We start from the raw sequence: 25,535 nt of genomic DNA, 5'->3' as shown, positions 1-25,535 counted from the left end.
TCGCCATCTCTTATCCAAAGATAGCTTTACTTTTTCTAATGTACAAACGTTTGTACATATGAATAAAGTTAGTTTTTAGAAAGAAATAAAAAAGGCATCAAACTGATGCCTTTTCTTAAATATATTTATACGTCTTTATCTTAAGCAATAACTTTAGAAACAAGATCTGCAGCCTCTTTTAATAATATAGCAGAATAAACTTTCAACCCGGATTCGTCAATTAATTTTTTAGCTTCTTCTGCATTTGTACCTTGCAAACGTACAATAATCGGAACTTTAATGTCTCCAATTTCCTGGTAAGCATCAATTACACCTTGTGCAACCCTGTCACAACGAACAATACCGCCGAAGATGTTAATTAAAATAGCTTTAACGTTAGGATCTTTTAATATAATATTGAAAGCTGCTTTTACAGTTTGTGCATTGGCAGTACCACCAACATCCAGGAAGTTAGCAGGATCGCCACCAGCTAATTTAATGATATCCATTGTCGCCATTGCTAAACCAGCGCCATTTACCATACAACCAACGTTACCATCTAATTTAACGTAGTTTAAGTTAGATTCACCAGCTTCAACTTCTGTTGGATCTTCTTCTGTAATATCACGCATAGCAGCGATGTCTGGATGACGGTATAAAGCGTTTTCATCTAAATTCACTTTAGCATCCACAGCTAGTATTTTGTCATCAGAAGTTTTTAAAACAGGGTTGATCTCGAACATCGAGGCATCAATAGAATCGTAAGCTTTATAAAGAGCTGTGATGAATTTCACCATCTCTTTAAAAGAATTTCCGGAAGTACCTAAGTTGAAAGCAATTTTTCTGGCCTGGAAAGCTTGCAGACCAACTTTTGGATCAATTTCTTCTTTGAAAATTAAGTGCGGAGTTTTTTCTGCTACTTCTTCAATATCCATTCCGCCTTCAGTAGAATACATAATGATGTTTCTACCTGTAGATCTGTTTAAAAGTACAGATATATAGAATTCTTTTGTTTCAGACTCTCCCGGATAGTAAACATCCTGAGCGATTAAAACTTTATTTACTTTTTTACCTTCAGGTCCAGTTTGAGGGGTAACCAATTGCATACCGATGATATCAGAAGCTCTCTGTTTTACCTCTTCCAAATTTTTAGCTAATTTAACACCACCGCCTTTTCCACGTCCACCAGCGTGAATTTGAGCCTTTACAACAACCCAATCAGATCCGAAATCCTCTTTCATTTTTTTGGCTGCTTCTACAGCTTCTTCCGGAGTATCTGCTACAATACCTTCCTGAACGCGTACACCAAAACTTTTTAATATTTGTTTACCTTGATATTCGTGAATGTTCATCTTATTAAAAATTTGCTGTGAAATTACAAATACCTCGCTATAAAAGAAACCGAAATGCCAATTATTTTGAAATTTTGTCATTAATATGAAATAGTTACAGGTAAAAGACATACAATGAATAGCGATAATTTATAGCTTTGTAATATGCTTAAAGCTCAATCTATAACGAAAAAATTTGGGGAATTACAAATATTGAAAGGCGTAGACTTATCTGTAAATAAGGGTGAAGTAGTGAGTGTTGTTGGTGCATCTGGAGCTGGAAAAAGTACACTATTGCATATTATAGGAACTTTGGATAAACCAAATTCCGGTAATTTGTTAATTAATAATACAGATGTTAACCGGTTAAGCGCCCGAGAATTAAGCCAGTTTAGGAATAAAAACATCGGGTTTATTTTTCAGTTTCATCATTTATTACCCGAATTTACTGCTTTGGAAAATATCTGTATCCCAGCGTTTATAGCTAAAATGAAAAAAGGTGATGCGGAGAAAAGAGCTATGGAATTGTTGGATATTTTGGGACTGCTTCACCGAAAAAATCATAAACCTAATGAAATGTCTGGGGGAGAACAACAAAGGATTGCAGTTGCCAGGGCCTTAGTTAATAACCCAGCATTGGTTTTGGCAGATGAGCCTTCTGGTAATCTGGACTCTAATAACGCCAGAGAACTGCATCAGCTCTTTTTTGATTTAAGAGATCAGTTTAGCCAAACGTTCGTTATCGTTACCCACAATGAAGAGTTAGCAGATATGGCGGATAGAAAAATTACCATGAAAGACGGACTTATTTTTTCTTAATTAGATTTTGAAGACAATTTTAATAACTGCTGGCAGCCATGCGAAAGCGTGTTTGTTAAGTCACTTTATAGGAGAGGGAGCTAACTTAATTTTCGGCGATAAAAATAATATAGCTTTTAAAATTCCAGATGAAAATAGCGCATCGTTTGCTCATGAGCTGTTAAGTCTTTGTTTGAGTAACCATATTTCTCATGTTATTCCTTTAAAAGAAAAAGAGGTTGTGGCTTTAGCCGAAGCTAAAATCTTATTTGAAGAATATGAAATTCAGGTTTTAATTCCGGATTTAAATCAATTGAAGCTTCTGGGAGATATTTCAGAAGATGAATTTGTACCTTTTTTAACGGTTAAGAATTTAGAAGATTTTTCTAAAAGTTTATTGGAAATGGGATATCCGAATCAATCTGTGGCTATTGGTAGTCTCAATGGGAAAGGTAACCTGATAAAAATAGACGATTCTTGTACTGAAAAGGTAAATATATGGGACTTGCCTTTAAAAGCGTCATTTATTCAGATTAATAAGTTGCTAAAGAGTAATCAATTCGACGGTATAAAAATTTATCGTTTAGAAGGAGACTCTATTTTTAATATTGATGTATTTAGTGAAGGCGAGTCAATTTATAGCTATCAACAAATAGGCGATGAATTAAGAAAGCTTATAGGAAATATATTCAAGAAGGAAAAATTATACGGATTTTATGAAGTCACTATTAATGGAAATCAGATTGTAAGGATTAAAAATCAGGTTGTATGATAAAATATAGTGATTTAGAAGCCGAAAAAAAGGCTGTTATTTTAGAACTGGATGATGTCTTATTTCCAAAGAAAGATTATGACCTGCAAGTCTTTTATCTGTTTGCCAATTTTATGGAGTACGTAGAACAGTTTCCGCCAGCTCAGGATATGATTAACTTCATGAGTAAAAGATATGAAGTGCATGGCAAAGACAACATGTTTGATGAGGTGAGTTTGACTTTTGGTATAGATGTCAAATATAAAGAGAATTACAACAGGCTATATGAAAATGCTAAATTGCCATTAAAACTTTTGCTTTATAAAGAAATATTGAAATTTATGCAGGAGCTGGTTGTTGATAGAAAGCAAATATTTATCTTTACCCGAGGTGATGCTAAAATTCAATTCAATAAAATTACCCAAATGGAATGGAACGGACTGGAAAAGTATCTGAAAGTTTATTATTTGGAAGAGTTTGAGAACAATTTCTGTAAAGCCCTGGATACATTATTGCAGCAAAACAAATTGGATAAAAAAGATATAACATTTATAGGCAGACTGTCAGATCAAGAAGATGCTCATATATCTGGTTTAAGTTTTGTGAGTGTTAATAATTAATAGGTCCAAAATACGTTTAACAAAATATTTATATTAATATGTGCAATAGACTATGCTTAAAGAGCTTAATCTGTTTTTTCTTCTTGCTGAGCATATTGTCTTGCAAAAAGGATAAAGTAGATCCTGATAAGCCGAAAGAAAATGCAAATAGAACAGAACTAACAAAAGATTCTATTTTTCTATATGCGAAGGAGGTATACCTTTGGAATACTGCTTTACCTAGTTATGCGGTATTTAATCCACGCTCTTTTACAAAATATGGAGATGAGTTTGAGAATTACCAGGATGAACTGTTAAAAATAACCAGGTATACAGATAATGAACGCTGGTATAGCAGTGGAGGTGTTTTATATGATGATCCAAAATATTCTTATATAGAGGAAGCGCAGAATAACGGTGTAATTGCAAGGTTTAATGGCGAAAAATCTTATGTAGAACTAGACGGATGGGGGGACGATATTGGTTTGGGTTTAGCATATATAGGTTCGAATAATAACTATTACATTTTTGTCAAATATGTAAATCCGGGATCGCCAGCAGCAGCGCAGAAAATAAAAAGAGGATCAATTATTACAAAGGTTAATGGAAGAAGTTATGGTTCTAATTTTGATGCAGAAATTGACGATTTTTTAGATGCAACAGATGCTGCTTCTGTTACATTAACATTATACCCACCGTCTTCTTCAGTAAGTCAGAATGTATCTTTAAACAAAGTGCGGTATAAAAGTTCTCCAATATTCAAGGATACGGTATATGTAAGAAATGCAGATAATATAGGATATTTAGCTTATGCCCGTTTTTCTGAAAAAGATGATTCGGAACCTGCATAAGATGAAGTCTTCGAAAGGTTTGCTTCTAAAAATGTAAATAAGCTCATTGTTGATTTAAGGTATAATGGAGGCGGTTATGTTTCGTCTGCAGAAAAATTGATCAATCTGATAATTCCTTATGAATATAACGGACAATTACTGTTCACAGAGAAATATAACGAAACCATGCGGACGGGGAAAGCCACTATATTGAAAAATCAGTTTTATACAGTTGGCGGAGTGAAGAAATCGTATTATGGAAGTTATACCAATATAAAAGCTAATGCTAATAAGAGTGCTTCCGGCTATTTAACAAATATTAGAAAAGTTGTTTTTATAGTTAGTGGTGGAACTGCTTCGGCAAGTGAGCTTACTATTAATGCTTTAAAACCTTATATAGATGTGAAATTAGTAGGAGAAAAAACCTATGGTAAGCCAGTTGGTTTCTTCCCTATAAGAATTGATAAATATGATGTTTATTATTCTATGTTTGAATCTTTTAATTCACGAGATGAAGGTGGTTATTACAATGGAATGTCGGTAGATAAAGCCGTAAGTGATTATCCATACAATAAAGAATTGGGGGATCCTGCAGAATCTAATACAGCAGCAGCTATTGATTATTTAATGAACGGCTCTTTTTCTGCAAGTGTCCAGAGCAGGAGCGGGGCTGGCGAGGCAACTATTCTAAGCAATCCGAGATCGCTTAATAAAGACGGATTTAAAGGCATGATTGAGCAGCCGGAACGTATCTTTAAGTAAAAATGACAATAAAATCGTAGTTCTTTTATTTGTGTTTTTGGCATTATTTTCTATATTTAATGTAAGTACATAGTTTATTTACGGTATAAAATTTAGAGTATGATGATAGCAGATTTAATCCCGAAAGAAGAAATTACGAATTATAAAATCATTAATGCTCCGCAAGATCACTCTACAGAGCTAAGAGATAAGTTAGAAGGCGCTTTAAGATTGGGAAATACTTTTAAGTCCAAAGCCAATATTGTTTTTAATACAACCAGTGGACCAAAACGGGTAGAAACAACTATCTGGAATGTAACTCCGGATTATCTTGAATTAAAAGGAGGCGTTTTGATTTCTACCCATAGTTTGTTAGAAATAGACTACTAAACTTATTCGTATTGAATTAAATAAGGGGAAGATTGCTGTCTTCCCCTTATTTTTTTAATTATCTTTTACTTTAGGCTTTCTGGCCCATTGATATTTATCCAGATCGAACTCAGAAAAATCAGGTTTAAAAGTATCTGTTCTGCTGATGTTCATTAAGATTTCGTAGCTTTCCGGATACGGTTGCTGTAATAATGAAGCTTTAGCAATATATGGATAGCTTTCTACATAAGTTTGAATATGGTTAGGAGACACGCGTCTGTGTATATGTACGCGATGCATTTTACTTGGATGCGGAACTCCGGCAGCAGCCATTAATTCGCATGCACTTTTTACAGTTTCTTTATGGAAATTTGCCACCCTTTTGTTTTTCTCTGCGACTACCAACCCTTTTCTTAATTCGGGATCTTGAGTAGCAACACCCGTTGGACAGGTATTGGAGTTACATTCCAAAGCCTGGATACAGCCTAAAGCAATCATCATTCCTCTGGCACTATTACACAGGTCTGCGCCAAGTGCAAAGTTCTTAACCAGATCAAATCCCGTTACAACTCTTCCCGAGGCAATAATTTTAATATGTTTCTTTAAATCAAATCCGGTTAATGTATCATATACAAAAGCTAATCCATCACGTAGAGGCATACCAACGGAATTGGAAAATTCCAAAGGAGCTGCACCTGTACCGCCTTCTCCACCATCTACCGTAATAAAATCGGGATAGATATTGGTCTCTATCATAGCTTTACATATAGATACAAACTCATTTTTGTGACCAACACACAGTTTAAAACCAATTGGTTTTCCCTTTGATAAATCTCTCAATTGTTTAATGAAATAAAGTAATTCTAACGGTGTAGAAAAAGCCTTATGGTAAGGAGGAGAGTCTACATCTTTACCTATTTCTACGCCACGTATTCTGGCAATTTCAGCAGTTACTTTTGCACCAGGTAACATTCCTCCATGTCCGGGCTTTGCCCCCTGAGAAAGTTTTACCTCTATCATTTTAATATTCGGAAGAGACACACGCTCTTCAAAACGTTTAGGGTCAAAATTTCCATCGGCGGCCCTGCATCCGAAATAACCTGTTCCCAATTGCCAGATTAGATCTCCTCCGCCATTAAGATGGTAATCACTTACGCCACCTTCTCCTGTGTTATGAGCAAATCCACCCATTTTTGCTCCTTCACTTAAAGCTAAAATGGCATTGGAGCTCAGAGAGCCATAGCTCATTGCCGAAATATTGAATATACTTGCCTCATAAGGCTTCAGGCAGTCTGGTCCGCCAATTAATACTCTCGGACTTTTATCAACTTTAGAAAAATCCAGTGCATTGATACTGTGATTTAACCATTCGTAATTGTCGTCGTATACATTTAACTGAGTCCCGAAAGGAGTAGTATCTAATTCTTTCTTTGCCCGCTGATAAATGACACTTCTGTGTATTCTGTTAAAGGGTCTCCCATCGGTGTCGTTTTCAACAAAATATTGATAGACTTTAGGTCCCATGCCTTCTAATACATAGCGCAATCTTCCAAACAGGGGGAAATTTCTACGTATAGCATGTTTTTTTTGAATTAAATCCTGAATACCTAAAAAAAATAATGGAATGATGATGATGTAACTCCATAAAATACCGGGAGCATAAAAACTAATGGCAAAAACCAATAATATGATGATTGTAAAAGACCATATGAAAGTTTGTCTCATAAAGTACAGATTTTAATGTGAACAAATAATCTTAAGATACGATTTTTAGGATGCTTATAAAAATATCCAATAATAAAAAAGCCTTTCTTATTTTAATAAGAAAGACCTTGGTATATTTTTGTTTATTGTGTTTACAACGCTTCTGAAACCACTTCTTTAACTTCAGGAACCATTCTTTGTAATAAGCTTTGGATACCAGATTTCAAAGTAATGGTAGAAGAAGGGCATCCGCTGCAAGAGCCTCTTAGTTCTACAGTTACTACACCGTCTTCAAAAGATTTATAGGCAATTGCACCACCATCCTGTTCAACGGCAGGTTTTACATAATCATGAAGAATTTGCTGGATTTTTATTTCTACGTCGCTACCTTCAAAATTAACGGCCTCATCTGCTTTAGCTGCCTGTACGGAGTATTCCGATTCTACAGCTCCCTTTACAAACTCTTTTAAAATAGGTTCGATATCTGTCCATTCAGCATCTTCCGATTTTGTGATAGTCACAAAGTTACTCGCAAAGAAAACCCCGTTTACAAAACTAAATTTATAAAGTTCCGATGCAAATCTGGATTCATTGGCACTTTCCTTTGTCGGATAATCAACACTTCCATTAATCAACAACTTATTTACAATGAATTTCATTGTATTTGGATTTGGAGTTGATTCGGTATATACTGTTATATTCATAACTTTCAAGATTTAATAGAACAAAGGTAATAAGCAAACAAATGCAAAAACATATTTTGCATTTGTTTTTACTAATATATGACTTTAAAAAATACCGGTGTAATTGCCTGGTGTAATTACTCTTAATTCGGCTTTTACAGCTTCAGAAATATCAAGAGTATCTACGAATTCTGCAATTGTTTTGGCATTTATTCCTTCGTTTGTACGCGTTAATGCTTTTAATGCTTCGTACGGATTAGGGTAGTTTTCCCTTCTAAGAATTGTCTGGATTGCTTCTGCAACAACTGCCCAGTTGTCTTCTAAGTCTTGAGAAATGGCTGCTTCATTTAGTAACAACTTGTTTAAACCTCTTACGCTCGATTTAATAGCAATTAATGTGTGAGCCAAAGGAACCCCTATATTTCTTAAAACAGTAGAATCCGTCAGGTCTCTCTGTAATCTGCTTACCGGAAGCTTGGCCGACAAATGTTCAAATAAGGCGTTTGCAATACCAATATTACCTTCAGAATTTTCGAAATCTATAGGGTTAACTTTGTGTGGCATTGCCGAAGAACCAACTTCGCCAGCTTTGATTTTCTGTTTGAAGTAGTTCATAGAGATATATGTCCACATGTCTCTATCTAAGTCCAGAATAATACTATTAATTCTCTTTAAAGCATCAAAAAGCGCAGCAATATTATCATAATGCTCAATTTGTGTGGTGTATTGCGAGCGACTTAGGCCTAATTGTTCGTTAACAAACTTATTTCCGAAATCTTGCCAGCCAATATTTCCATAAGCTACATGATGTGCATTGAAATTACCCGTTGCACCGCCAAATTTTGCAGAGAATGGAATAGTTTTCAATTGTTCGAATTGTTTTTCCAGACGTTCTACAAAAACCAGTATTTCTTTCCCCAATTTAGTGGGAGAAGCCGGCTGCCCGTGTGTATGAGCTAACAAAGGGATATTTTTCCACTCGCTAGCCAAACCTTTCAATAAGTCTATTAAAGCTTGAATTTCGGGATTAATTACTTTCTCCAATCCTGCTTTTAATGAGTAAGGAATAGCTGTGTTGTTGACATCTTGCGAAGTCAAACCAAAATGAATGAACTCTTTGTATTTCTCTAGTCCCAATTCATCAAACCTGTTTTTGATAAAATATTCTACCGCTTTAACATCGTGATTAGTAGTCTTTTCTATTTCTTTTACTTCTAAAATATATGCTTCTTTGAAGTCTTTGTAAATTTCCCTTAAGGCTTCAAATTTTTCATGATCAAAATCTGCTAACTGAGGAAGAGGAATTTGGCATAATGCGATAAAGTATTCGATTTCTACGAATACTCTATATTTTATCAGACCAGCTTCTGAAAAAAACTCTCCTAAAGATTTTGTTGTATTGTAATATCTCCCGTCAACAGGAGAAACAGCATATAGTGAAGATAAACTCATGATGAAATTTTTTGCAAAAGTACGAATTTTTTATTTTTCGATATGAGATTCGAGATGTAATATAGGAACTTGTTCCGTAAATTAGTGTTCCTCTGCGTATTCTCCTAAGCCTTAACCTATGCTTTTAATTTTTATATGGATTTTCTTCCGCTGATTGCAATTCTATTCCATGCATTAATAGTTACTACTGCCATAATGATCTGAGCGATATAGTTTTTGTCAAAAAAAGTTTCTGCTTGTTTGTAGGTTTCGTCCGAAAGTCCATTTTTGTGAATTAACGTAATTTCTTCAGTCATTGATAAAATAACTTTTTCTTCTTGTGTAAAAAGCTCGGTTTCTTTCCAGGCATTAAGCAGAAAAATTCGTTGATTTGTCTCGCCCTGTTTTAAAGCACTTGATGTATGCATATTGATACAGAACGCACATCCGTTGATTTGTGAGGCCCGTATTTTTATTAATTCCAAATGTGTTTTTGTAAGTTGCGAATTTTGTAAATAATTCTCTAGAGCTAACATATGCTTATACGCATTAGGCTCGAGTTCCTGAATATCGATTCTGTTTTCCATTTTTTTTATTTTTATTTCAACAAAAATAGAAGCTTATTAGCAGGAAAATCTTAAACTGGTTTAAGAACGTTTTTTACTTTTAATTTCGCTTAAATATTCAGGGGTCATATTAAGGTAAGAAGCCAATAAATGTTGAGGGATTCTTTGGGAAAACGTTGGGAAGTTGTCGTTAAAGTGATGATAGAATTCTTCTCTTGAAAAATCAAAAAGATATTTAGTGCGGAGTTGTGATGCTGAATAAGCCCGTTGATAAATAAGTCTGAAATAGCGTTCGAGTTTTGGGTATTGCAAGAGTAACTTCTCCTGGTTTTGAAAACTAATTATTAAAACTTCGGTTTGTTCCACAGCTTGTGTGGTAAAGTCGGTTATGGCCTGATTTTCGAATGCGAAATAATCTGTTAGCCACCAATTTTCAATAGCGAATTGTGTGGTTTGCTCTATACCTTTATTATTAACAAAAAAGAGCCTTAAGCATCCATTCAATACAAAGAAATGGAATTTACATCTTGTACCAGATTCGATTAAATTCTCTTTTTTTGCAAAAGTTTTCTCTTGAAAAAAATCTAATATTCCATTTTCATCTATTGGGTCTATTTCTATGAACTTTCTGAAATGTTCTATGATTTTTTTAGACATTGCTTTCGAAATTAAAATGCTGTTTTGGCAATTGTTGTTAAGAGCTATAAATAAATTAGAGGTTGTCAGATCTCGGATAAAATACCTTCTCTTAGAGAATAAGAACAAGAATAAATTTGGTTTATCCCGGTTTTATCTAAAATAAATTTTATCAATAGGGAGGCCATTAAGATCATATCAATACGTAAAGGGATAAGTCCTGGCATATGAGTCCGTTGTTCATGAGTAGATCTGATAATTCTGAGCAACAATGCTGTTAATTGCTGCTTTTGAAATTTATAGTTAATGTGTTCCGGGTGTTCAGCGTCAGATATCAATATCATATCCCTGAATGAATCGAAAGAGCCGGCAGTTCCGATCAATGTGTACGGCTTGTATTGTTCATAAGCTTCAAAGAAATCGGCCAAGATCTGGTCGAGATGTGTGTTTAACGCATAGGTGTCTTCCGATGAAATCGGATCACTTTTATGAAAGTCTGCAAGTAATCTGGCGGCACCTATTCTGTAACTTTCTTTCCAAAAAATCTGCGATTGATTGGCAATAATCAATTCGGTACTTCCACCACCAATATCGATAATTAAGACCTTTTCATCTGTAAGAATACCGGCGGCCTTAGCACCTTTATAAATATATTCTGCTTCTTGTTGACCTGTAATAATATCGATTTTAATTTGTGTAAGCTGATAAATATCTTCTATAAAATCAGAGCCGTTATTGGCATCTCTAATGGCTGCAGTTGCCGTAGCTTTTACTTCTTTTACAGGAAATTGATCAATAATTTTTTTGAAATCTTTTAAAGCTTCCAAACCTCTGTGATATGCAAGCGGAATAATTTCACCTCTGCTAATACCCCCGCCTTCTCCTAATTTAACAGGAATAGTCTTTTTGTAGGTAATTTCTAATTTTCCATTTACCGCTTCACCAATTAATAGGTGAAAGGTATTTGTTCCCATATCTATTGCTGCTTTCATGTTTTTAGTTTATTAGTCATTAGCTGAAACAGTCATTAGCAGCGGTTATGCAAAGAAAACCTCATACGTCGCTCTTAGGACTACTCCAGCAGAGTCATTAGCCTTTATATGTAAACCATTTTATGAGTTCTCTATAGCTTACTTTCTTGCCGTACATTAATATTCCCACCCTGTAAATTCTGGAAGCAATCCATGTGGTTAGTACAAATCCGGCTACTAACAGAAACATGGATAATGCCAGCTCCCATCCCGGTACACCAAAAGGAACACGTATCATCATTGCAATAGGAGATGTTAACGGGATTATTGATAACCAAAAAGATAAAGAGCTATCGGGATTGTTTACAATTACATTCATGCCCACAATAAAAGTGAAAATGAGAGGCAAGGTTATTGGAAACATAAATTGTTGTGTTTCGGTTTCGTTGTCTACAGCCGATCCAACAGCGGCAAACAACGCGCTATATATCAAATAGCCTCCAAGGAAATAAAATATAAAAGTACCTAACACATAAGGAAAATTGATAGTGTTTGCAGCCTTTAAAAATTCCTGGGTAGGAGAGTCTGTTGTACTTTGTTTTGTACTGGTATCCTGATTGATTACATTTTCTTTTTTGTTAGATAGATCCAGCGAAAAGAATCCACCAGCGAATGATGAAATTGTGGATGTAAGAACAATCCATAACAAAAATTGAGTTAAACCAACGGCACCAATACCCAATATTTTGCCCATCATTAATTGGAAAGGTTTTACAGAAGAAATAATAACTTCTATAATTCTATTGGTTTTTTCTTCAATAATACCTCGCATAACCTGCGTTCCATATATCAGCAACGACAAATAAATTAAAAATGAAGAAGCGAAACCTACTACATAGGTGGCAGCAATACTGGCGTCTTTTTCTCCATTTTCGGTAAATTGTTTGGTGTTTAATGATATATGAGACTTGCTTTGGTTAATTAAAGCTGTATCTATACCATTTGCCAGCAGCCTTTCTGTTTGAAGAATATTTGTAAGCTGATTCTCAATTTCAGCAATATTAGAAAAACTTGCTTTTTTATCCGAGATAATTTCGACATTTCCCCCTTCGGCATAATCTGCTGGAATATAAAGAAGAAAAGCTTCCTTTTTGCCTCTGATCTGATTTTTTAAATTACTATACTTCTCGTTAGAAAAAGTGAATATTAAGTTTTCTTTATTGTGAAGCTTATTTTTAAAACTTCCGCTTTCATCTAAAACAATAAATGTCTGAGTTTTATTGTCGCCATTTTTAAAAATGAAGAAAATGGCAGCATACATTGCAATAAAGAGAGATGGCACCAGAAAGGTTAATATAAGAAAAGATTTTTTTCTAACTCTGCTAAAATATTCCCTTTTGATAATCAATAAAATCTTTTGCATTTTTTTAGTTTAAATGGCTTACCTTTTCAATAAATATGTCGTTAATACTTGGAACAACTTCACTTAAATGGTAAATATTAGTTAAGGGAATCAGCTCTTTCAGGACATCATTTGATTTAAAGCCCTCTTTAATTCGAATTGTTAGTTCAACGAAATTATCAGCATTTTGTTTATTATCTAAGATAGAGAAGGTATCAGGACTAAAATTTTCTAAATCACCATCTAAGTGAACTTTAAAGGTATTGTTACGATAGGCGTTTTTTATGTCTTTTACACTGCCATCAAGTATTTTTTGTGATTTATTAATCAAAGCTATATGATCACAAAGTTCTTCTACAGTATCCATTCTATGTGTAGAAAATATAATTGTTGCCCCTTGTTTATTCAGCTCTAAGATTTCTTTTTTAATGATGTCTGCATTCAGAGGATCAAAACCAGAGAATGGTTCGTCCAGAATAATCAATTCTGGTTGATGTATTACTGTAGCAACAAATTGTACTTTTTGTTGCATACCTTTAGATAAGTCCTCAACTTTTTTATTCCACCAATCCTGCATGCTCATTTTTTCGAACCAGTATTTGATTCGTTTAATAGCATCCGTTTTATTTAAACCTTTTAATTGTGCTAAATAGAGTACCTGTTCGCCAATTTCCATTTTTTTATAGAGACCGCGTTCTTCTGGAAGATATCCTATTTTTCCAACATGCCCGGTGTTTAACTTTTCCCCATCAAATAAAATTTGTCCACTATCCGGAGCTGTAATTTGGTTGATGATTCTTATGAGTGAAGTTTTACCAGCTCCGTTTGGACCTAATAAACCAAAAATTTGTCCTTGTTTTATCTCTAAACTGACGTTGTCCAGAGCTCGGTGTTTGGCGTATTCTTTAACAATGTTTTGGATGCTTAGCATAGATGAGAAAAATTTGTAAAGCAAATATAGAGGGGAGAGAATTTAAAAACGCAGATTTAAATTTAAATCTGCGTTTTTTTAGTTGAGGGGAACCAACTTAAATATTCTTCCGGGTTTTTCTACGGCAATGTATATATAACCATCCGGACCTTGCCTTACATCCCTTAATCTGCCAATATTCTTAAAAAGGATTTCTTCATGAACAACTTTATTGTTTTTAATCTCGCATCTGTTCAGGTACTCAAATCTTAAAGAACCAATAAGAGCGTTGTCTTCCCAGCCTTTGTAAATAGGCGAGTTAACGAAAGTTAAACCACTAGTGGCAATAGAAGGAATCCAGTAATGTTGTGGCTGTTCCATTCCTTTTTTGCTGGTGATGTCGGTAAACGTAGTGCCGTTGTAATTAATACCGTAAGAAATTACCGGCCATCCATAGTTTTTACCCGGTTGTACAATATTTAATTCATCACCACCTCTTGGTCCATGTTCATTAGACCATAAAACTCCGGTTTTCGGATGAAATGCCAATCCCTGTGGATTTCTGTGTCCGTAAGAGTAAATGGAAGATGGTGTATCTTTCATATTAATAAAAGGATTGCTGTTTACCAAAGACCCGTCATCTTTTATACGATGTATTTTGCCAAGACTGTTGTTTTTTAAATTCTGGGGATTTTCTTTTTGTTTACCCCGTTCTCCAACAGAAAAATATAAATATCCGTCTTTCCCAAAAGCCATTTTCCCACCATAGTGATGTTGAGTGCTTAAATAAGGTTCGGCAATAAAAATATCTTTCTGTTCTGTTAAAGTATTCCCATTTAATTTGGCCCGTAAAATAGCTGTAGTAATTAGTGTTTTTCCATTTTCTTGTTTCAGTTTGGAATAGGAGAGGTACACGGTTTGATTCTTATCAAAATTGGGGTGGACTAAAACTTCCATTAAACCACCCTGACCTTTGGCAACAACTTCTGGTGTTCCTTTTATCTGAATGCTTTTTTTATCTTTCGAAATTTTGGTGAGTATGCCTCCGCGATCAGTAGCCAGAATGTCCCCATTTGGTAAGAAGGAAATAGACCACGGAACATTTCCGCCTGTATAAACTGTGTCCAGCTTAATCTTCATTTTTTCTGTTTCGAAAATATTAGATTTAGGCTTAGACGATCCTGCGTATTTATCCATACTGCTTAAGCCTTTTAGAATATAATCCGCAAGCGCATATATTTCTCCGTCCTTAAAAGCGGTTTTGAAAGATGGCATTCCGCCTTCTTCATATCCGTTTTTTATGGATTTAAAGATATCTTCTCTTGATTTTCCGTATTTCCATTTTCTATCTACAAAAGCCTCCATTTTTTCGCCGTGGCAGCTGGAGCAATTGTTCTTGTAATGTATGGCAGCGTTGCCTGTTGATGGTTGACGGTGAATGATAGCAAGTTCTTTTTTTTCCGTTTTGGAGAAACCGAAAATTGCTATCATAATGATGATAGAAAATATTGTAAAGAGTTGTTTTGCCATTTTGATGTCGAATATTGCGCAAATAACAGATTTTATATACTATCTGTTTTAGAGATAATATTAAATATTATTCGACTTAGAATCAAGATAAATAAGGAGAGAGGTTCAGCTCTTAGAAGAACATTAATAAAACAAAAAATGCTTCCTGTTAGAGAAGCATTCTTTTCAATTATATCTTGTGTTTACTCAAAATACTCCTTCATTCTGTCGAAGAAGCTTTTTTCATTTTTACCCGGATTTGGTCTGAAGTTTTCAGAAGCCCTCAGTTTTTCTAAAAGTTCCCGTTCTTCATTATTCAATGCTTTAGGAGTCCACACATTTACCTGTACCAATTGGTCACCTTTGTGGTAAGAGTTTACTTCCGGAATACCTTTTCCTTTTAGTCTCAATATCTTACCACCCTGAGTTCCTGGTTCCAATTTAATTCTGGCCTTACCGTCTATCGTTGGAATTTCAATACTGGTTCCTAAAGTGGCATCTACAAAACTTACATGCAAATCGTAAATTACATTGTTTCCTTCACGTTTAAGAGTCTCATGAGGGATTTCTTCAATCAGAATAATTAAATCTCCCGGAACACCGCCTCTAGGAGCAGCATTACCTTTTCCGCTCATGCTTAATTGCATACCTTCACTAACGCCAGCAGGAATATTAATGCTTATAGTTTCTTCGCCTCTTACGATACCGTCACCATGACATGAAGTACATTTGGAAGTGATTGTTGTTCCTTCTCCGTTACAGGTAGGACAGGTGCTGGTTGTTTGCATTTGCCCTAAAATGGTATTGGTTACCCTTCTAACAGAACCACTTCCACCACAGGTCTTACAGGTTTGGACCGAATTCTTGTCTTTTGCACCCGAACCATGACAAGTATTACAAACAACTTGCTTATTTACTTTTATTTTCTTTTCGACACCATGAGCAATTTCTTCTAAGGTAAGCTTAACCTTAATCCTAAGGTTAGAGCCACGTTGTACTCTTCTGCCTCCTCCACGGCTGCTACCGCCCCCGAAAAAGCTATCAAAAGGGCTACCTCCACCAAATATATCACCGAATTGGCTAAATATGTCTTCCATATTCATGCCGCCACCACCGTATCCGCCACCAAAGCCACCCTGTGCTCCGGCATGGCCAAACTGGTCATATCTTTGACGTTTCTCAGGATTGCTTAAAACCTCATAAGCTTCTGCCGCTTCTTTAAATTTCTCTTCTGCCTCTTTGTCATCCGGATTTTTATCTGGGTGGTATTTGATCGCAAGCTTCCTGTAAGCTTTTTTTATATCGTCTGCAGAAGCAGATTTAGAGACGCCAAGTATGTCGTAATAATCTCTCTTGCTCATTTTTATTCTTAATTATGCGCCCACTACAACTTTAGCGTAACGTATTACTTTATCGTTCAAATAATAACCTCTCTCCAACTCATCAATTACCTTGCCCTTCATATCCTCAGACGGAGCAGGAATATTTGTTACTGCTTCATGTATTTCTGCATCGAATTGTTCACCCCGGCTTTCCATTGGTTTAAGACCCTTCTGGGTTAAAATAGATTTTAGCTTTTGATGAATTAATTCGACACCTTCTTTTACCGGAGTAAGTTCCTGTGCAGATTCTATTGCTTTTTCTGCCCGTTCAAAATCATCCAAAATAGCGAGAAGTGAAACAATAACATCTTTGCCTGCTGTTTGTAAAAAGTCTACACGTTCTTTAGCCGTTCTGCGTTTGTAGTTATCAAACTCAGCATAAAGCCTTAAATACTTATCGTTAGCCTCATTGAGATCACTTTTTAATTTTTCAATTTCAGACTCTTCAGAAGCTGTTTCTTCATTAACTTCTTGTTTATTCGCTTCTGCCGTGTTATTGATATTTTCAATATTTTCCTGAGTGTTTTGTTCCTGATTCTCTTGTGTATTTTCTGCCATTTTGCTATTCTCCTGTTCTTCTGTCGCTTCTTTTTTATTAAATATTGAATGTTATTTAATCTTAGCGAAGAGTGCTAAAACTTTGCCATATAGATTAAAGCAGTCAATATGTCAGTTTGCGTAGTGTTTAAACTGGTGATATGACTGCTTTCTTAATATTTAAACCGTAATATTATCTACTACTTTTCCACTCTCACATTTAAGAATACGGGAAGGAAAAGTTCTGATGATATGATAATCGTGGGTTGCCATAATAACGGCAGTACCAGATTGACTGATTTGTCTGAGCAGAATGATAATTTCTTCAGAAGTTTCGGGGTCCAGGTTTCCAGTAGGCTCATCCGCTAAAATCAATTCCGGGTCATTCAATAAAGCTCTTGCAATAACAATGCGCTGTTGTTCGCCGCCCGAAATTTCGTGAGGCATTTTCTTTATTTTGCTTCTTAAACCTACTTTATCCAAAACGTCTTTTATACGTTCGTCTATTAAGTTTTTGTCTTTCCACCCCGTGGCTTTAAGAACAAACTGAAGATTTTCTTCTATAGTTCTGTCTGTTAACAGTTGAAAGTCCTGAAAAACTATTCCTAATTTACGTCTTAAAAAAGGTACTTCATTTTCTTTTAAGGTTTTAAGAGGGAATCCAACAGCATGTCCGTCACCATTGGCGATATGTAATTCTCCATACATAACTTTAAGGAGACTACTTTTTCCAGATCCTGTTTGTCCAATCAGATAAACAAATTCACCTCTGTTTACCTGAAGATTTACCGCAGATAAAACCAGATGTTTTTGTTGAAAAATGTCAACGTTGTTTAATTCTATTACCGAGTTTCCAATCATTAGATGTCTAGTTTAAGAATCTTTCCAAAAGGAAGATCTTGTATTAAATTCATTATATATTCAGCTTTATCTCCCAAACCCACTTTTTCCAAAGACTTATCTGGTCTGTCTACCCTAAAATAGGCTAGAAGCGTGAACTTTTCATCGCGAAGTTGCACATAATCCGGTATTTTTGCTACTCCTTTGACCTTGATGATATACATGTCTCAAAGTTAGAATTTTTTGTCTATCGAAATTCCTTTTTGTTAATTCAACGACGATAAAAATTTTAAAGTATCTATGCCGTCTGCATAATCCCAAAGATTGGGTTGCTGGCTGTTTCCAAAAAAAGTAGTGGCTAAAGGAATGTCGCTTATGCTCTTGGAGACAACGACTTGTATATTCTCCTGCTTTTCTTCAAGTGTTTTCTGTACCTCGCTTAGATTTTCATATTCTTCATAGAATACTACAGATAAAGGCGAACTCAACGATTCGTTTTTTGCTACAAGAAGAAAACCATTATCTAAATGTTCTACCTTATTTACCAAAAAAATGGATTTATTATAGTCGTAATTATTACTGTATTTATGATGATTTATAATAGAATGATATTCCTGAATAGCTTCAAAAAACGGGATAAATGAGTAATTTTTAGGAACATAAATTTTAGATACATTTCTGCAGCCTAAACCAAAGTAATCTAAAATGTCCCGTCCTAAAGCTTTTAAATCATCGTTAGATTCTTTACCATTTAATACGGCAACGCTGTTTCTGTTTTTTCGTATGATATGCGGGACCTTTGAGAAATAATATTCGAAATAACGGGACGTATTATTGCTACCCGTCGCAATAACCGCATCAAAATCACTTAGCTTGTCAATAATTTGAATTTGCTCTTTAAATAAAGGCTCTATCTCTATAAGCTTTTTTAAAATAAAAGGAATGAGTATGTCATCGCTACCGGATAACTTAATCAGCGCAATATTTCCAGATATTAAAACAGCTAAGATATCATGAAAACCAACTAAAGGGATATTTCCCGCAAGTGTAAGTCCTATTTTTTTAGAAGAATTAAATTGATGATTTTCTATCCATCTGTTTAAATTTTCTTCATTTAAAAGTCTTCCTGTAGCAATAACGGCATTTTCTACCTGGTCTTCTGTAAACCAGGCATTTTTGTTTTTTGCAGAAATGATAGTCTTTCTGAGTTCTTCATCTCCAATTAACAGATAGGTACCAAGTGCCGATAGAGCCTTAATTTTTATTTCTTTATTAAAAATAGACATATTAGTGAAAATCAAATGCTGTAAATGTCTTATATTTGCAGCTCAATTAGGTTACAAAACTACGTTTAAGACGTTAGATTATTATAAGATATGGCTATTAAAATTACAGATGAGTGCATAAATTGTGGAGCCTGTGAACCGGAATGCCCCAATAATGCGATTTATGATGCTGGCCAGCCCTGGAAATTTTCTGAAGGTACGGCTTTAAGAGGAGTTATTGATTTTGGTGGTGGAGAAACTTTAGACGCTGAAGAAACACAAAGTGCTATTTCTGATGAAGTATACTATATTGTATCTGATAAATGTACAGAATGTGTTGGCTTCCACGACGAACCACAATGTGCGGCAGTGTGTCCGGTAGATTGTTGTGTAGATGATGAAGATGTGAGAGAAACTAAAGAAGAGTTATTAGCTAAGAAAGCCTGGTTACATCAGGAAGCTTAATTCAGTTTTTTGATAATAGGAAAGCTTCTAGATTGCTAGAAGCTTTTTTTATTCCTTATGAGGAACAACTAAAACTGGACAGTTAGCATTACGCATTACACTTTCGGCTACCGAACCTGATAAAAAAAGATCGAGGCCTTTTCTGGAATGAGTGCCCATGACAATTAGCGAAGCTTTAAATTCCTTCGCTACATTGACTACTTCCTCTTTAATATTTCCCTCTAATATAAATTCACGTATTGGGGTGTCCGGAGCTAATTCACTCCTTAATTTCTGAAAAAGTTGCTTTGCTGCTTCTCTTTGAGCGTCCATCATATCCGGAATAATAATACCCGGGTCACCCAATATAGGATCACCAGTCATTGATGTCGTAACTGGATAAGCACTAATATGGACTAGTGCTACTTCAGAAGATAAAGCTCTGGCTAAACCGAAGCCATATTCAGCAGCGGCATAGGAGAATTTGCTGTCGTCAACAGCAATTAAAATTTTATTAAAAATAACCGAATTTTCCATGATATTTGTTTTAGGTTAATTTACAAAAAATCTTCCGCAAAAAATGGGCAATATTTTAGCATCTACTTTTTTAGCTGTTGTTCCAGTAAGGGCAGAAGCGTCACACCGTTCAGAAATCATCTCTCAGATTCTATTTGGAGAGTGTTTTGAAGTTTTGGAGAAAGATAGGGAATGGATTAAAATAAAAAATCTGTATGATGATTACGAAGGGTGGGTAGATGAAAAACAGGTGATTTATTTAGACAATGACTATCAAAAAACTGAACACTTTGACATAAGGTTCAGTAATTCTTTTGGCGCAATTGCCATAAAAAATCAAACAGATAACAGAACTTTCCTTCCTTTAGGAGCTAGTTTGCCAGTTAATAAACAGGGAAAGGTCGAAATTGCACAGCATATATATGATTTAGAAAGCTTGCAACATATTATTAAACCAGATGTCTCTACTTTTAAAGAGCATGTGTTAGATATTGCAAAACAATTTATAGATGTTCCGTATTTATGGGGCGGGAGAACCCATTTTGGTATAGATTGTTCCGGGTTTTCGCAAATTGTTTACAAAGTTTGCGGGATAAAGATTAAAAGAGATGCATGGCAGCAAGCAGAACAAGGGAAATTAGTAGATTTTCTTTCACAGGCACAAACCGGTGATTTAGCCTTTTTTGACAATGAGGAAGGAAGAATAACCCATGTCGGTATCATGATTAATAATAATTTAATAATCCATGCCTCAGGAAGAGTGAAAATAGATTTAATTGATGATCAGGGGATTTTCTCTTCAGATTTAAAGCGATACAGTCATAAACTGCGAATAATTAAACGCTATATCTAATTTTCGAAAGTCCAGATATTGATATTTTTGTCATCTCCTGTGGAAATTAGAAATTTACCATCAGGACTCCATATTATATTATTGATCGAGTGCGTGTGGCCAATTCCTAATTTTTCCAGACTAAGTATTTTCAACAAGCGATAGTCTGTAGCATCCCAGATCTTTATGCTTTTATCCTGACTGCCCGTAGCCACATAATTTAAAACTGGGTGAAAGATTATTCCGTAGATAGAAAACATATGTGCCGTAACCTGTTTCTCTAGACTATAAAGATCTCCGATATTCCAGATTTTTAATTGAGCATCTCTTCCTCCAGATAATAAGTGAATGTTGTTTGGATGAAAGGCCAGAGATGTAACGGGTCTATCGTGTGCCTGAAATTCCTTCTTTAATGAAAAATCAGAAGTATCGAATATTTTAATTATTCCGTCTTTAGTTCCAATGGCTAATTCTTTTTCATCATTAGAGATCGCAATGGTTCGGATGGTTGTTTTGCTGGCCTCAAATTGATAGAGATGATTTCCGCTTTCATAAGACCAGATATTCACTAACCCGTCTTCTCCAACAGAAACTATTTCCTTTTTGTAATTAAGAAACTTAATATCGAAGACAGCCTTGTGGTGTTTATTCAGCGTATGTATGCTTTTATTATCAGAAACGTCAAAAACAGAGATTAAACCGCTTCTCATACCTACATACAATTTGTCTTCCACATTCAAAATTACATAAGAAGAGCTGCTTATAGGCATTAAAACCTTAGAGAATGCAAGTGTATCAAAAGACCATTCTACTACACCTTTATCATTTCCTGCGCTAAAGAAAACCGCTTTCTTACTGAAATTACTTAGGGCATATACTGGATTTTGATGGCCTTCTAAAGTCTTTAAATGCTTAATCATTTCTCGGATTTATTTGTTCACAAAAGTAAGTCAAAATTACAGCTTGTATGGTATGCAAATGGCACAGCTTTGTAAAAAACAAAGTTAGAGGGTACTTGTAATCTAAATATTGACGATTTTGAATTATCTTAATCCACAATTGGTAAAACTGGAATAGAGCATGGAAGAACAAGTTATATTAGTTAATGAAAAAGATGAAGCTATTGGTGTGCTGGAAAAGATGGAGGCCCATTTGCAGCCCAGATTACACCGAGCTTTTTCAGTTTGTTTATTTAACGATCGGAGGGAAATGTTATTGCAAAGAAGAGCGTTAAATAAGTACCATTGCGGCGGGTTATGGACAAATACTTGCTGTAGTCATCCCAGACCTAAGGAAGATACCATAAATGCAGCAAATCGGAGATTAATGGAAGAGATGGGAATTATAACTGATCTTACTGAAGTGTTTGATTTTACGTATCAGGCAGAATTTAACAATGGTTTATTTGAGTACGAATTTGACCATGTTTTTTTTGGAACATTTTCCGGTAGTCCATTGATCAATACGGAAGAAGTAGAGGATTGGAAATATTTAAGTTTAGATAAAATAGAAGCTGAATTTTTGGAGCATGCTGAGAAATACACACCTTGGTTTAAGTTGATTGTTACTAAGATAAGAGAATTGAATTTGACCTATTAAAGCAGTATGACAAAATAAACGCATGAGAAGCACCAACTCCAAATTTTCTATTGGAGAGTAATCTCTTTTCCAGATGTTTCTGACAAAATTATTTTGACTCTGGCTTGTTGAAAGACAGCTCTTTAGTATGCAAGTATTTTAAAATACTTCTTTTTTATTTGGGGCATTACTTGTGTCTGGACTCCAAATTCTTGGCTATATCGTTTAGTGTGAATCCTTTTTCCCTTAACAATACCAATAAGTGAAAAATTAGATCAGAAGATTCATTAATAAAATCAGTATCTGTTTCTGCTAAAGCAGCAATTACAGTTTCTACACCTTCCTCACCAACTTTTTGTGCAATTTTGTTGATTCCTTTATTTCTTAACTTGTTTACGTAAGAACTTTCGCTTGGATTTTCATATCTGTCATTGATGATATTTTCCAACTCGAAAATGAAATTCTGGTTGTATTCAGTAAAGAAACAACTTCTGGATCCCGTATGGCAAGTAGGGCCAACAGGTTTAGCTTTTATCAGAATAGTATCTTTATCGCAATCAATCGAGATAGAATTAACCAGAAGAAAGTTTCCGCTTTCTTCTCCTTTTGTCCATAGCCTGCTTTTAGATCTGGAGAAAAAGGTTACTTTTTTTTCTAGTTCTGTTTTAATAAGAGCTTCCTGATTCATATAGCCTAACATTAAAACCTCTAAAGTTTTAACATCCTGCACAATAACAGGAACCAAACCATCACTTTTATTAAAATCTACTTTATTCGCTAAGCTCATGACAAATCTGTTTAAATTCCAGCTATAATCTAACCGGAATATTATTTTCTTTCAATAAGTTTTTCAAATCAGGAATTAAAATCTCCCCATAATGAAAAACTGAAGCAGCTAAAGCTGCATCTACATCTGTTTTTTGGAAAACATCTATAAAATCCTGCTGATTTCCAGCCCCACCAGAAGCAATAACAGGAATACTAACCATGTCGTTTATTTCTTTCAGCAACACGTTATCAAACCCAGATTTTGTTCCGTCTTTGTCCATAGAAGTCAGTAAAATCTCTCCGGCCCCTCGGCTTTCAGCCTCCCTAATCCAGTTCTGGGTATGAATTTCTGTTGGCAGACGGCCACCATTTAAATGAACAATGTCTCCTTCTGGTAAATGTTTGGTATCTACTGCTACGACAACGAATTGAATGCCGAAAGCTTTGGCTAATTCATCAATCAATCCAGGTCTGCGAACAGCGGCTGAATTGATTGAAATTTTGTCTGCACCAGCATTTAATAATGCCTCAGCATCTTTGATTTCACTAATACCGCCACCAATAGTAAAAGGAATATTGATTTGACGGGCCACTGCTTTAACCATTTCCAGCGTAGTTTTACGCTTTTCGTGGGTTGCAGTAATATCCAGAAAAACCAATTCATCTGCACCTTGCTGAGAATATTGCCAGGCTAACTCTACAGGGTCTCCTGCATCGCGGAGATCGACAAAATTAATGCCTTTTACTGTACGGCCATCTTTGACGTCTAAACAAGGGATAATACGTTTACTTAACAAGATTGATTAATTTTAGAGAGATGTTAAAGCTTTTAAATTCCAAAGTTTTACGTCTTCAATAGAAATACGGTTCTCGTAAATTGCTTTACCTACAACGCAAGACTCCAATTTCAATTGGCTTAATTCTTCGATATCTTTCATAGAGCTGATACCACCAGAAGCAATTAGTTTTATAAAAGGAGAGTGAGATAATAATTTTTTATATAATTCTACACCTGCACCACCTAGTTTTCCGTCTTTACTGATATCTGTACAAAGAAATCTGAAGAATCCTAAGTTTAAGCATTTGTCTACATAATCTAATAGCTTGATAGGAGAGCTTTCCATCCAGCCAGAGTACTTAATCACTTCGTCTAAAACATCAATAGCAACAACTATATGATCAGATAATTTTTTATTTCCAGAAACAGCCTCACTTAATTCCTGCAAAAAGTTAGGATTGGTGATTGCCTGAGTTCCTACAATTACGCGGTGAATTCCTGCATCAATAAGTTCTTTTACTTTTTCTACACTTCTAACACCGCCACCGTACTGAACTTTCATATCCGTTTTTTTGATAATATCGAACAGGTATTGTTGATTGCTAAAATCGCCTTTAGCACCGTTTAAGTCTATGATGTGTACAAACTCGGTTCCGTTAGAGTGATAAGTCGTAATTTGTTCTTCTAGAGAGACTTCGTATTCTGTAACCTGATTATAATCGCCTTCGCGTAGTCTAACAACTTTTTGATTAAGAACATCTACTGCAGGAATGATATACATTTTCTATTTTTTATAAGTTTGCAAAATTTTTAAGCAGTCTTTCTCCGGCTTCACCAGATTTTTCCGGATGAAACTGTACTGCATAAAAGTTATCTTTTTGTATTGCCGCCGAGAAGCTAGTCCCGTATTCGCAAATTGCGGCTGTAAATTTAGTATTAAATTCTATAAAATAGGAGTGAACGAAATAAAAGTACGTTTTATCTTCTATTCCCTTAAATAAAGGGCTATCATTCGCGGGTTTAATCTGATTCCAGCCCATATGTGGTACTTTTTTGGAAATTTCTTCGCTAAAACGAAGCGTTTTTAGAGGGATAATGCCTAAAAGATCAGAATTTCCTTCTTCAGAAAAATCAGTTAGTAATTGCATGCCAACGCAGATCCCCAGGACTGGTTTAGTTAACGATTTGATAGCCGGAACCAATCCCGTTTCGGTTAATTTTTGCATGGCCGTTCCGGCATGTCCAACTCCTGGGATTATAATCTTGTCATATTTATCAAAATCACTTTCTGTATTAACCATGCCATAGCCCAACCCCAGCCTTTCAAGGGCTGATGTTAGTGAGAAAATATTTCCAGCGCCGTAATTTACTATGCCTATCATGTG

29 protein-coding genes and 1 pseudogene are annotated in these 25,535 nt (G+C 35.1%); 9 read left to right on the top strand and 21 right to left on the bottom strand.

What is annotated here, in order from left to right:
- Positions 1–140: 140 nt before the first annotated feature.
- Entirely contained in the window at positions 141–1,331 is a 1,191-nt protein-coding gene (gene sucC, locus ABWO41_RS00710) for an ADP-forming succinate--CoA ligase subunit beta (protein WP_353132040.1), read from the bottom strand.
- A gap of 144 nt (positions 1,332–1,475) precedes the next feature.
- On the opposite strand from sucC, the gene ABWO41_RS00705 reads away from it, so the two are divergent.
- The 6 genes and pseudogenes from ABWO41_RS00705 (at position 1,476) to ABWO41_RS00680 (ending at position 5,419) form a co-directional block, all read left to right on the top strand.
- Positions 1,476–2,129, top strand: coding sequence for an ABC transporter ATP-binding protein (locus ABWO41_RS00705; protein ID WP_353132038.1), 654 nt, complete (start codon positions 1,476–1,478; stop codon positions 2,127–2,129).
- 7 nt (positions 2,130–2,136) lie between these two features.
- Positions 2,137–2,880 carry an ATP-grasp domain-containing protein gene (locus ABWO41_RS00700; RefSeq protein ID WP_353132036.1) on the top strand — a complete coding sequence of 248 codons (744 nt, stop codon included), beginning with the start codon at positions 2,137–2,139 and terminating at the stop codon, positions 2,878–2,880.
- A complete protein-coding gene (locus tag ABWO41_RS00695; protein WP_353132034.1) occupies positions 2,877–3,479 on the top strand; it encodes a hypothetical protein in 603 nt (200 codons plus the stop codon). The genes ABWO41_RS00700 and ABWO41_RS00695 overlap by 4 nt, the downstream gene beginning before the upstream one ends.
- Positions 3,480–3,562: 83 nt before the next feature.
- Complete coding sequence (locus ABWO41_RS00690; protein ID WP_353132032.1) at positions 3,563–4,309, top strand: PDZ domain-containing protein; 747 nt, start codon at positions 3,563–3,565, stop codon at positions 4,307–4,309.
- Positions 4,310–4,324: 15 nt separating this feature from the next.
- Positions 4,325–5,050: pseudogene (locus tag ABWO41_RS00685) on the top strand (S41 family peptidase); the annotation flags it as partial.
- Between the two features lie 99 nt (positions 5,051–5,149).
- Positions 5,150–5,419: a hypothetical protein gene (locus tag ABWO41_RS00680; protein ID WP_353132030.1), complete on the top strand. Its 270-nt coding sequence runs from the start codon at positions 5,150–5,152 to the stop codon at positions 5,417–5,419.
- 54 nt (positions 5,420–5,473) lie between these two features.
- On the opposite strand, the gene ABWO41_RS00675 is transcribed toward ABWO41_RS00680, so the two are convergent.
- The 14 genes from ABWO41_RS00675 to ABWO41_RS00610 all read right to left on the bottom strand — a co-directional run bounded on the left by ABWO41_RS00675 (position 5,474) and on the right by ABWO41_RS00610 (position 19,255).
- Positions 5,474–7,123 carry an FMN-binding glutamate synthase family protein gene (locus tag ABWO41_RS00675; RefSeq protein WP_353132028.1) on the bottom strand — a complete coding sequence of 550 codons (1,650 nt, stop codon included), beginning with the start codon at positions 7,121–7,123 and terminating at the stop codon, positions 5,474–5,476.
- Positions 7,124–7,254: 131 nt separating this feature from the next.
- On the bottom strand, positions 7,255–7,806 hold the full coding sequence (locus tag ABWO41_RS00670; protein WP_353132026.1) for a NifU family protein: 552 nt from the start codon (positions 7,804–7,806) through the stop codon (positions 7,255–7,257).
- A gap of 84 nt (positions 7,807–7,890) precedes the next feature.
- On the bottom strand, positions 7,891–9,237 hold the full coding sequence (gene purB, locus ABWO41_RS00665; protein WP_353132024.1) for an adenylosuccinate lyase: 1,347 nt from the start codon (positions 9,235–9,237) through the stop codon (positions 7,891–7,893).
- 131 nt (positions 9,238–9,368) lie between these two features.
- Positions 9,369–9,803: a carboxymuconolactone decarboxylase family protein gene (locus ABWO41_RS00660; RefSeq protein WP_353132022.1), complete on the bottom strand. Its 435-nt coding sequence runs from the start codon at positions 9,801–9,803 to the stop codon at positions 9,369–9,371.
- Between the two features lie 60 nt (positions 9,804–9,863).
- The gene (locus tag ABWO41_RS00655; RefSeq protein WP_353132020.1) at positions 9,864–10,439 is read right to left on the bottom strand and encodes a Crp/Fnr family transcriptional regulator; all 576 of its coding nucleotides are present in this window, start codon (positions 10,437–10,439) and stop codon (positions 9,864–9,866) included.
- A gap of 65 nt (positions 10,440–10,504) precedes the next feature.
- Positions 10,505–11,410 (bottom strand): Ppx/GppA phosphatase family protein, encoded by a 906-nt coding sequence (locus tag ABWO41_RS00650; protein WP_353132018.1) that lies wholly within the window; start codon positions 11,408–11,410, stop codon positions 10,505–10,507.
- Positions 11,411–11,507: 97 nt separating this feature from the next.
- Complete coding sequence (locus tag ABWO41_RS00645; RefSeq protein WP_353132016.1) at positions 11,508–12,812, bottom strand: ABC transporter permease; 1,305 nt, start codon at positions 12,810–12,812, stop codon at positions 11,508–11,510.
- 4 nt (positions 12,813–12,816) lie between these two features.
- Entirely contained in the window at positions 12,817–13,746 is a 930-nt protein-coding gene (locus tag ABWO41_RS00640) for an ABC transporter ATP-binding protein (protein ID WP_353132014.1), read from the bottom strand.
- Between the two features lie 54 nt (positions 13,747–13,800).
- Entirely contained in the window at positions 13,801–15,231 is a 1,431-nt protein-coding gene (locus tag ABWO41_RS00635) for a PQQ-dependent sugar dehydrogenase (protein WP_353132012.1), read from the bottom strand.
- Between the two features lie 182 nt (positions 15,232–15,413).
- Positions 15,414–16,571 (bottom strand): molecular chaperone DnaJ, encoded by a 1,158-nt coding sequence (gene dnaJ, locus ABWO41_RS00630; RefSeq protein WP_353132010.1) that lies wholly within the window; start codon positions 16,569–16,571, stop codon positions 15,414–15,416.
- 12 nt (positions 16,572–16,583) lie between these two features.
- A complete protein-coding gene (locus ABWO41_RS00625) occupies positions 16,584–17,150 on the bottom strand; it encodes a nucleotide exchange factor GrpE (protein ID WP_353132008.1) in 567 nt (188 codons plus the stop codon).
- Positions 17,151–17,309: 159 nt separating this feature from the next.
- Positions 17,310–17,990, bottom strand: a complete 681-nt coding sequence (locus tag ABWO41_RS00620; RefSeq protein ID WP_353132006.1) for a cell division ATP-binding protein FtsE — start codon at positions 17,988–17,990, stop codon at positions 17,310–17,312.
- The gene (locus ABWO41_RS00615) at positions 17,990–18,193 is read right to left on the bottom strand and encodes a fructose-6-phosphate aldolase (RefSeq protein WP_353132004.1); all 204 of its coding nucleotides are present in this window, start codon (positions 18,191–18,193) and stop codon (positions 17,990–17,992) included. The genes ABWO41_RS00620 and ABWO41_RS00615 overlap by 1 nt, the downstream gene beginning before the upstream one ends.
- Before the next feature lie 42 nt (positions 18,194–18,235).
- The gene (locus ABWO41_RS00610; RefSeq protein ID WP_353132002.1) at positions 18,236–19,255 is read right to left on the bottom strand and encodes an acyl-CoA reductase; all 1,020 of its coding nucleotides are present in this window, start codon (positions 19,253–19,255) and stop codon (positions 18,236–18,238) included.
- A gap of 90 nt (positions 19,256–19,345) precedes the next feature.
- Here ABWO41_RS00610 and ABWO41_RS00605 point away from each other — a divergent pair, with 90 nt between their 5' ends.
- On the top strand, positions 19,346–19,699 hold the full coding sequence (locus ABWO41_RS00605) for a 4Fe-4S dicluster domain-containing protein (RefSeq protein ID WP_353132000.1): 354 nt from the start codon (positions 19,346–19,348) through the stop codon (positions 19,697–19,699).
- A 48-nt stretch (positions 19,700–19,747) separates the two neighbouring features.
- Here the strand turns inward: ABWO41_RS00605 and ABWO41_RS00600 are convergent, their stop codons facing one another.
- Positions 19,748–20,215 (bottom strand): universal stress protein, encoded by a 468-nt coding sequence (locus ABWO41_RS00600; protein ID WP_353131998.1) that lies wholly within the window; start codon positions 20,213–20,215, stop codon positions 19,748–19,750.
- 43 nt (positions 20,216–20,258) lie between these two features.
- On the opposite strand from ABWO41_RS00600, the gene ABWO41_RS00595 reads away from it, so the two are divergent.
- A complete protein-coding gene (locus ABWO41_RS00595; RefSeq protein ID WP_353131996.1) occupies positions 20,259–21,047 on the top strand; it encodes a C40 family peptidase in 789 nt (262 codons plus the stop codon).
- Here ABWO41_RS00595 and ABWO41_RS00590 read toward each other — a convergent pair.
- Positions 21,044–21,946, bottom strand: coding sequence for a WD40 repeat domain-containing protein (locus ABWO41_RS00590; RefSeq protein ID WP_353131994.1), 903 nt, complete (start codon positions 21,944–21,946; stop codon positions 21,044–21,046). The two genes, ABWO41_RS00595 and ABWO41_RS00590, sit on opposite strands and share 4 nt — an antisense overlap.
- A gap of 160 nt (positions 21,947–22,106) precedes the next feature.
- On the opposite strand from ABWO41_RS00590, the gene idi reads away from it, so the two are divergent.
- Entirely contained in the window at positions 22,107–22,625 is a 519-nt protein-coding gene (idi, locus tag ABWO41_RS00585; protein WP_353131992.1) for an isopentenyl-diphosphate Delta-isomerase, read from the top strand.
- Positions 22,626–22,791: 166 nt separating this feature from the next.
- On the opposite strand, the gene hisIE is transcribed toward idi, so the two are convergent.
- Genes hisIE through hisH form a run of 4 tightly spaced genes read right to left on the bottom strand, consistent with a single transcriptional unit; the run spans position 22,792 to position 25,532 of the window.
- A complete protein-coding gene (hisIE, locus tag ABWO41_RS00580) occupies positions 22,792–23,391 on the bottom strand; it encodes a bifunctional phosphoribosyl-AMP cyclohydrolase/phosphoribosyl-ATP diphosphatase HisIE (protein WP_353131990.1) in 600 nt (199 codons plus the stop codon).
- 22 nt (positions 23,392–23,413) lie between these two features.
- Positions 23,414–24,169: an imidazole glycerol phosphate synthase subunit HisF gene (gene hisF, locus ABWO41_RS00575; RefSeq protein WP_353131988.1), complete on the bottom strand. Its 756-nt coding sequence runs from the start codon at positions 24,167–24,169 to the stop codon at positions 23,414–23,416.
- Positions 24,170–24,181: 12 nt separating this feature from the next.
- A complete protein-coding gene (locus tag ABWO41_RS00570; protein ID WP_353131986.1) occupies positions 24,182–24,931 on the bottom strand; it encodes a 1-(5-phosphoribosyl)-5-[(5-phosphoribosylamino)methylideneamino]imidazole-4-carboxamide isomerase in 750 nt (249 codons plus the stop codon).
- 10 nt (positions 24,932–24,941) lie between these two features.
- Positions 24,942–25,532 (bottom strand): imidazole glycerol phosphate synthase subunit HisH, encoded by a 591-nt coding sequence (gene hisH / locus ABWO41_RS00565; protein ID WP_353131984.1) that lies wholly within the window; start codon positions 25,530–25,532, stop codon positions 24,942–24,944.
- Positions 25,533–25,535: the final 3 nt, after the last annotated feature.

Source organism: Pseudopedobacter sp., from assembly GCF_040392825.1.
Taxonomy (GTDB): Bacteria; Bacteroidota; Bacteroidia; order Sphingobacteriales; family Sphingobacteriaceae; genus Pseudopedobacter.
The sequence above is the reverse complement of the archived record's forward strand: the minus strand, read 5'-3'. Positions and strand labels throughout refer to the sequence as shown.

What these genes read in the sequence shown, in the direction of transcription:
- sucC (WP_353132040.1), bottom strand. Translation starts at nt 1,331, where the DNA reads ATGAACATTCACGAATATCAAGGTAAACAAATATTAAAAAGTTTTGGT.
- ABWO41_RS00705 (WP_353132038.1), top strand. Translation starts at nt 1,476, where the DNA reads ATGCTTAAAGCTCAATCTATAACGAAAAAATTTGGGGAATTACAAATA.
- ABWO41_RS00695 (WP_353132034.1), top strand. Translation starts at nt 2,877, where the DNA reads ATGATAAAATATAGTGATTTAGAAGCCGAAAAAAAGGCTGTTATTTTA.
- ABWO41_RS00680 (WP_353132030.1), top strand. Translation starts at nt 5,150, where the DNA reads ATGATGATAGCAGATTTAATCCCGAAAGAAGAAATTACGAATTATAAA.
- ABWO41_RS00675 (WP_353132028.1), bottom strand. Translation starts at nt 7,123, where the DNA reads ATGAGACAAACTTTCATATGGTCTTTTACAATCATCATATTATTGGTT.
- ABWO41_RS00670 (WP_353132026.1), bottom strand. Translation starts at nt 7,806, where the DNA reads ATGAATATAACAGTATATACCGAATCAACTCCAAATCCAAATACAATG.
- purB (WP_353132024.1), bottom strand. Translation starts at nt 9,237, where the DNA reads ATGAGTTTATCTTCACTATATGCTGTTTCTCCTGTTGACGGGAGATAT.
- ABWO41_RS00660 (WP_353132022.1), bottom strand. Translation starts at nt 9,803, where the DNA reads ATGGAAAACAGAATCGATATTCAGGAACTCGAGCCTAATGCGTATAAG.
- ABWO41_RS00655 (WP_353132020.1), bottom strand. Translation starts at nt 10,439, where the DNA reads ATGTCTAAAAAAATCATAGAACATTTCAGAAAGTTCATAGAAATAGAC.
- ABWO41_RS00650 (WP_353132018.1), bottom strand. Translation starts at nt 11,410, where the DNA reads ATGAAAGCAGCAATAGATATGGGAACAAATACCTTTCACCTATTAATT.
- ABWO41_RS00645 (WP_353132016.1), bottom strand. Translation starts at nt 12,812, where the DNA reads ATGCAAAAGATTTTATTGATTATCAAAAGGGAATATTTTAGCAGAGTT.
- ABWO41_RS00635 (WP_353132012.1), bottom strand. Translation starts at nt 15,231, where the DNA reads ATGGCAAAACAACTCTTTACAATATTTTCTATCATCATTATGATAGCA.
- dnaJ (WP_353132010.1), bottom strand. Translation starts at nt 16,571, where the DNA reads ATGAGCAAGAGAGATTATTACGACATACTTGGCGTCTCTAAATCTGCT.
- ABWO41_RS00625 (WP_353132008.1), bottom strand. Translation starts at nt 17,150, where the DNA reads ATGGCAGAAAATACACAAGAGAATCAGGAACAAAACACTCAGGAAAAT.
- ABWO41_RS00620 (WP_353132006.1), bottom strand. Translation starts at nt 17,990, where the DNA reads ATGATTGGAAACTCGGTAATAGAATTAAACAACGTTGACATTTTTCAA.
- ABWO41_RS00615 (WP_353132004.1), bottom strand. Translation starts at nt 18,193, where the DNA reads ATGTATATCATCAAGGTCAAAGGAGTAGCAAAAATACCGGATTATGTG.
- ABWO41_RS00610 (WP_353132002.1), bottom strand. Translation starts at nt 19,255, where the DNA reads ATGTCTATTTTTAATAAAGAAATAAAAATTAAGGCTCTATCGGCACTT.
- ABWO41_RS00605 (WP_353132000.1), top strand. Translation starts at nt 19,346, where the DNA reads ATGGCTATTAAAATTACAGATGAGTGCATAAATTGTGGAGCCTGTGAA.
- ABWO41_RS00600 (WP_353131998.1), bottom strand. Translation starts at nt 20,215, where the DNA reads ATGGAAAATTCGGTTATTTTTAATAAAATTTTAATTGCTGTTGACGAC.
- ABWO41_RS00595 (WP_353131996.1), top strand. Translation starts at nt 20,259, where the DNA reads ATGGGCAATATTTTAGCATCTACTTTTTTAGCTGTTGTTCCAGTAAGG.
- ABWO41_RS00590 (WP_353131994.1), bottom strand. Translation starts at nt 21,946, where the DNA reads ATGATTAAGCATTTAAAGACTTTAGAAGGCCATCAAAATCCAGTATAT.
- idi (WP_353131992.1), top strand. Translation starts at nt 22,107, where the DNA reads ATGGAAGAACAAGTTATATTAGTTAATGAAAAAGATGAAGCTATTGGT.
- hisIE (WP_353131990.1), bottom strand. Translation starts at nt 23,391, where the DNA reads ATGAGCTTAGCGAATAAAGTAGATTTTAATAAAAGTGATGGTTTGGTT.
- ABWO41_RS00570 (WP_353131986.1), bottom strand. Translation starts at nt 24,931, where the DNA reads ATGTATATCATTCCTGCAGTAGATGTTCTTAATCAAAAAGTTGTTAGA.
- hisH (WP_353131984.1), bottom strand. Translation starts at nt 25,532, where the DNA reads ATGATAGGCATAGTAAATTACGGCGCTGGAAATATTTTCTCACTAACA.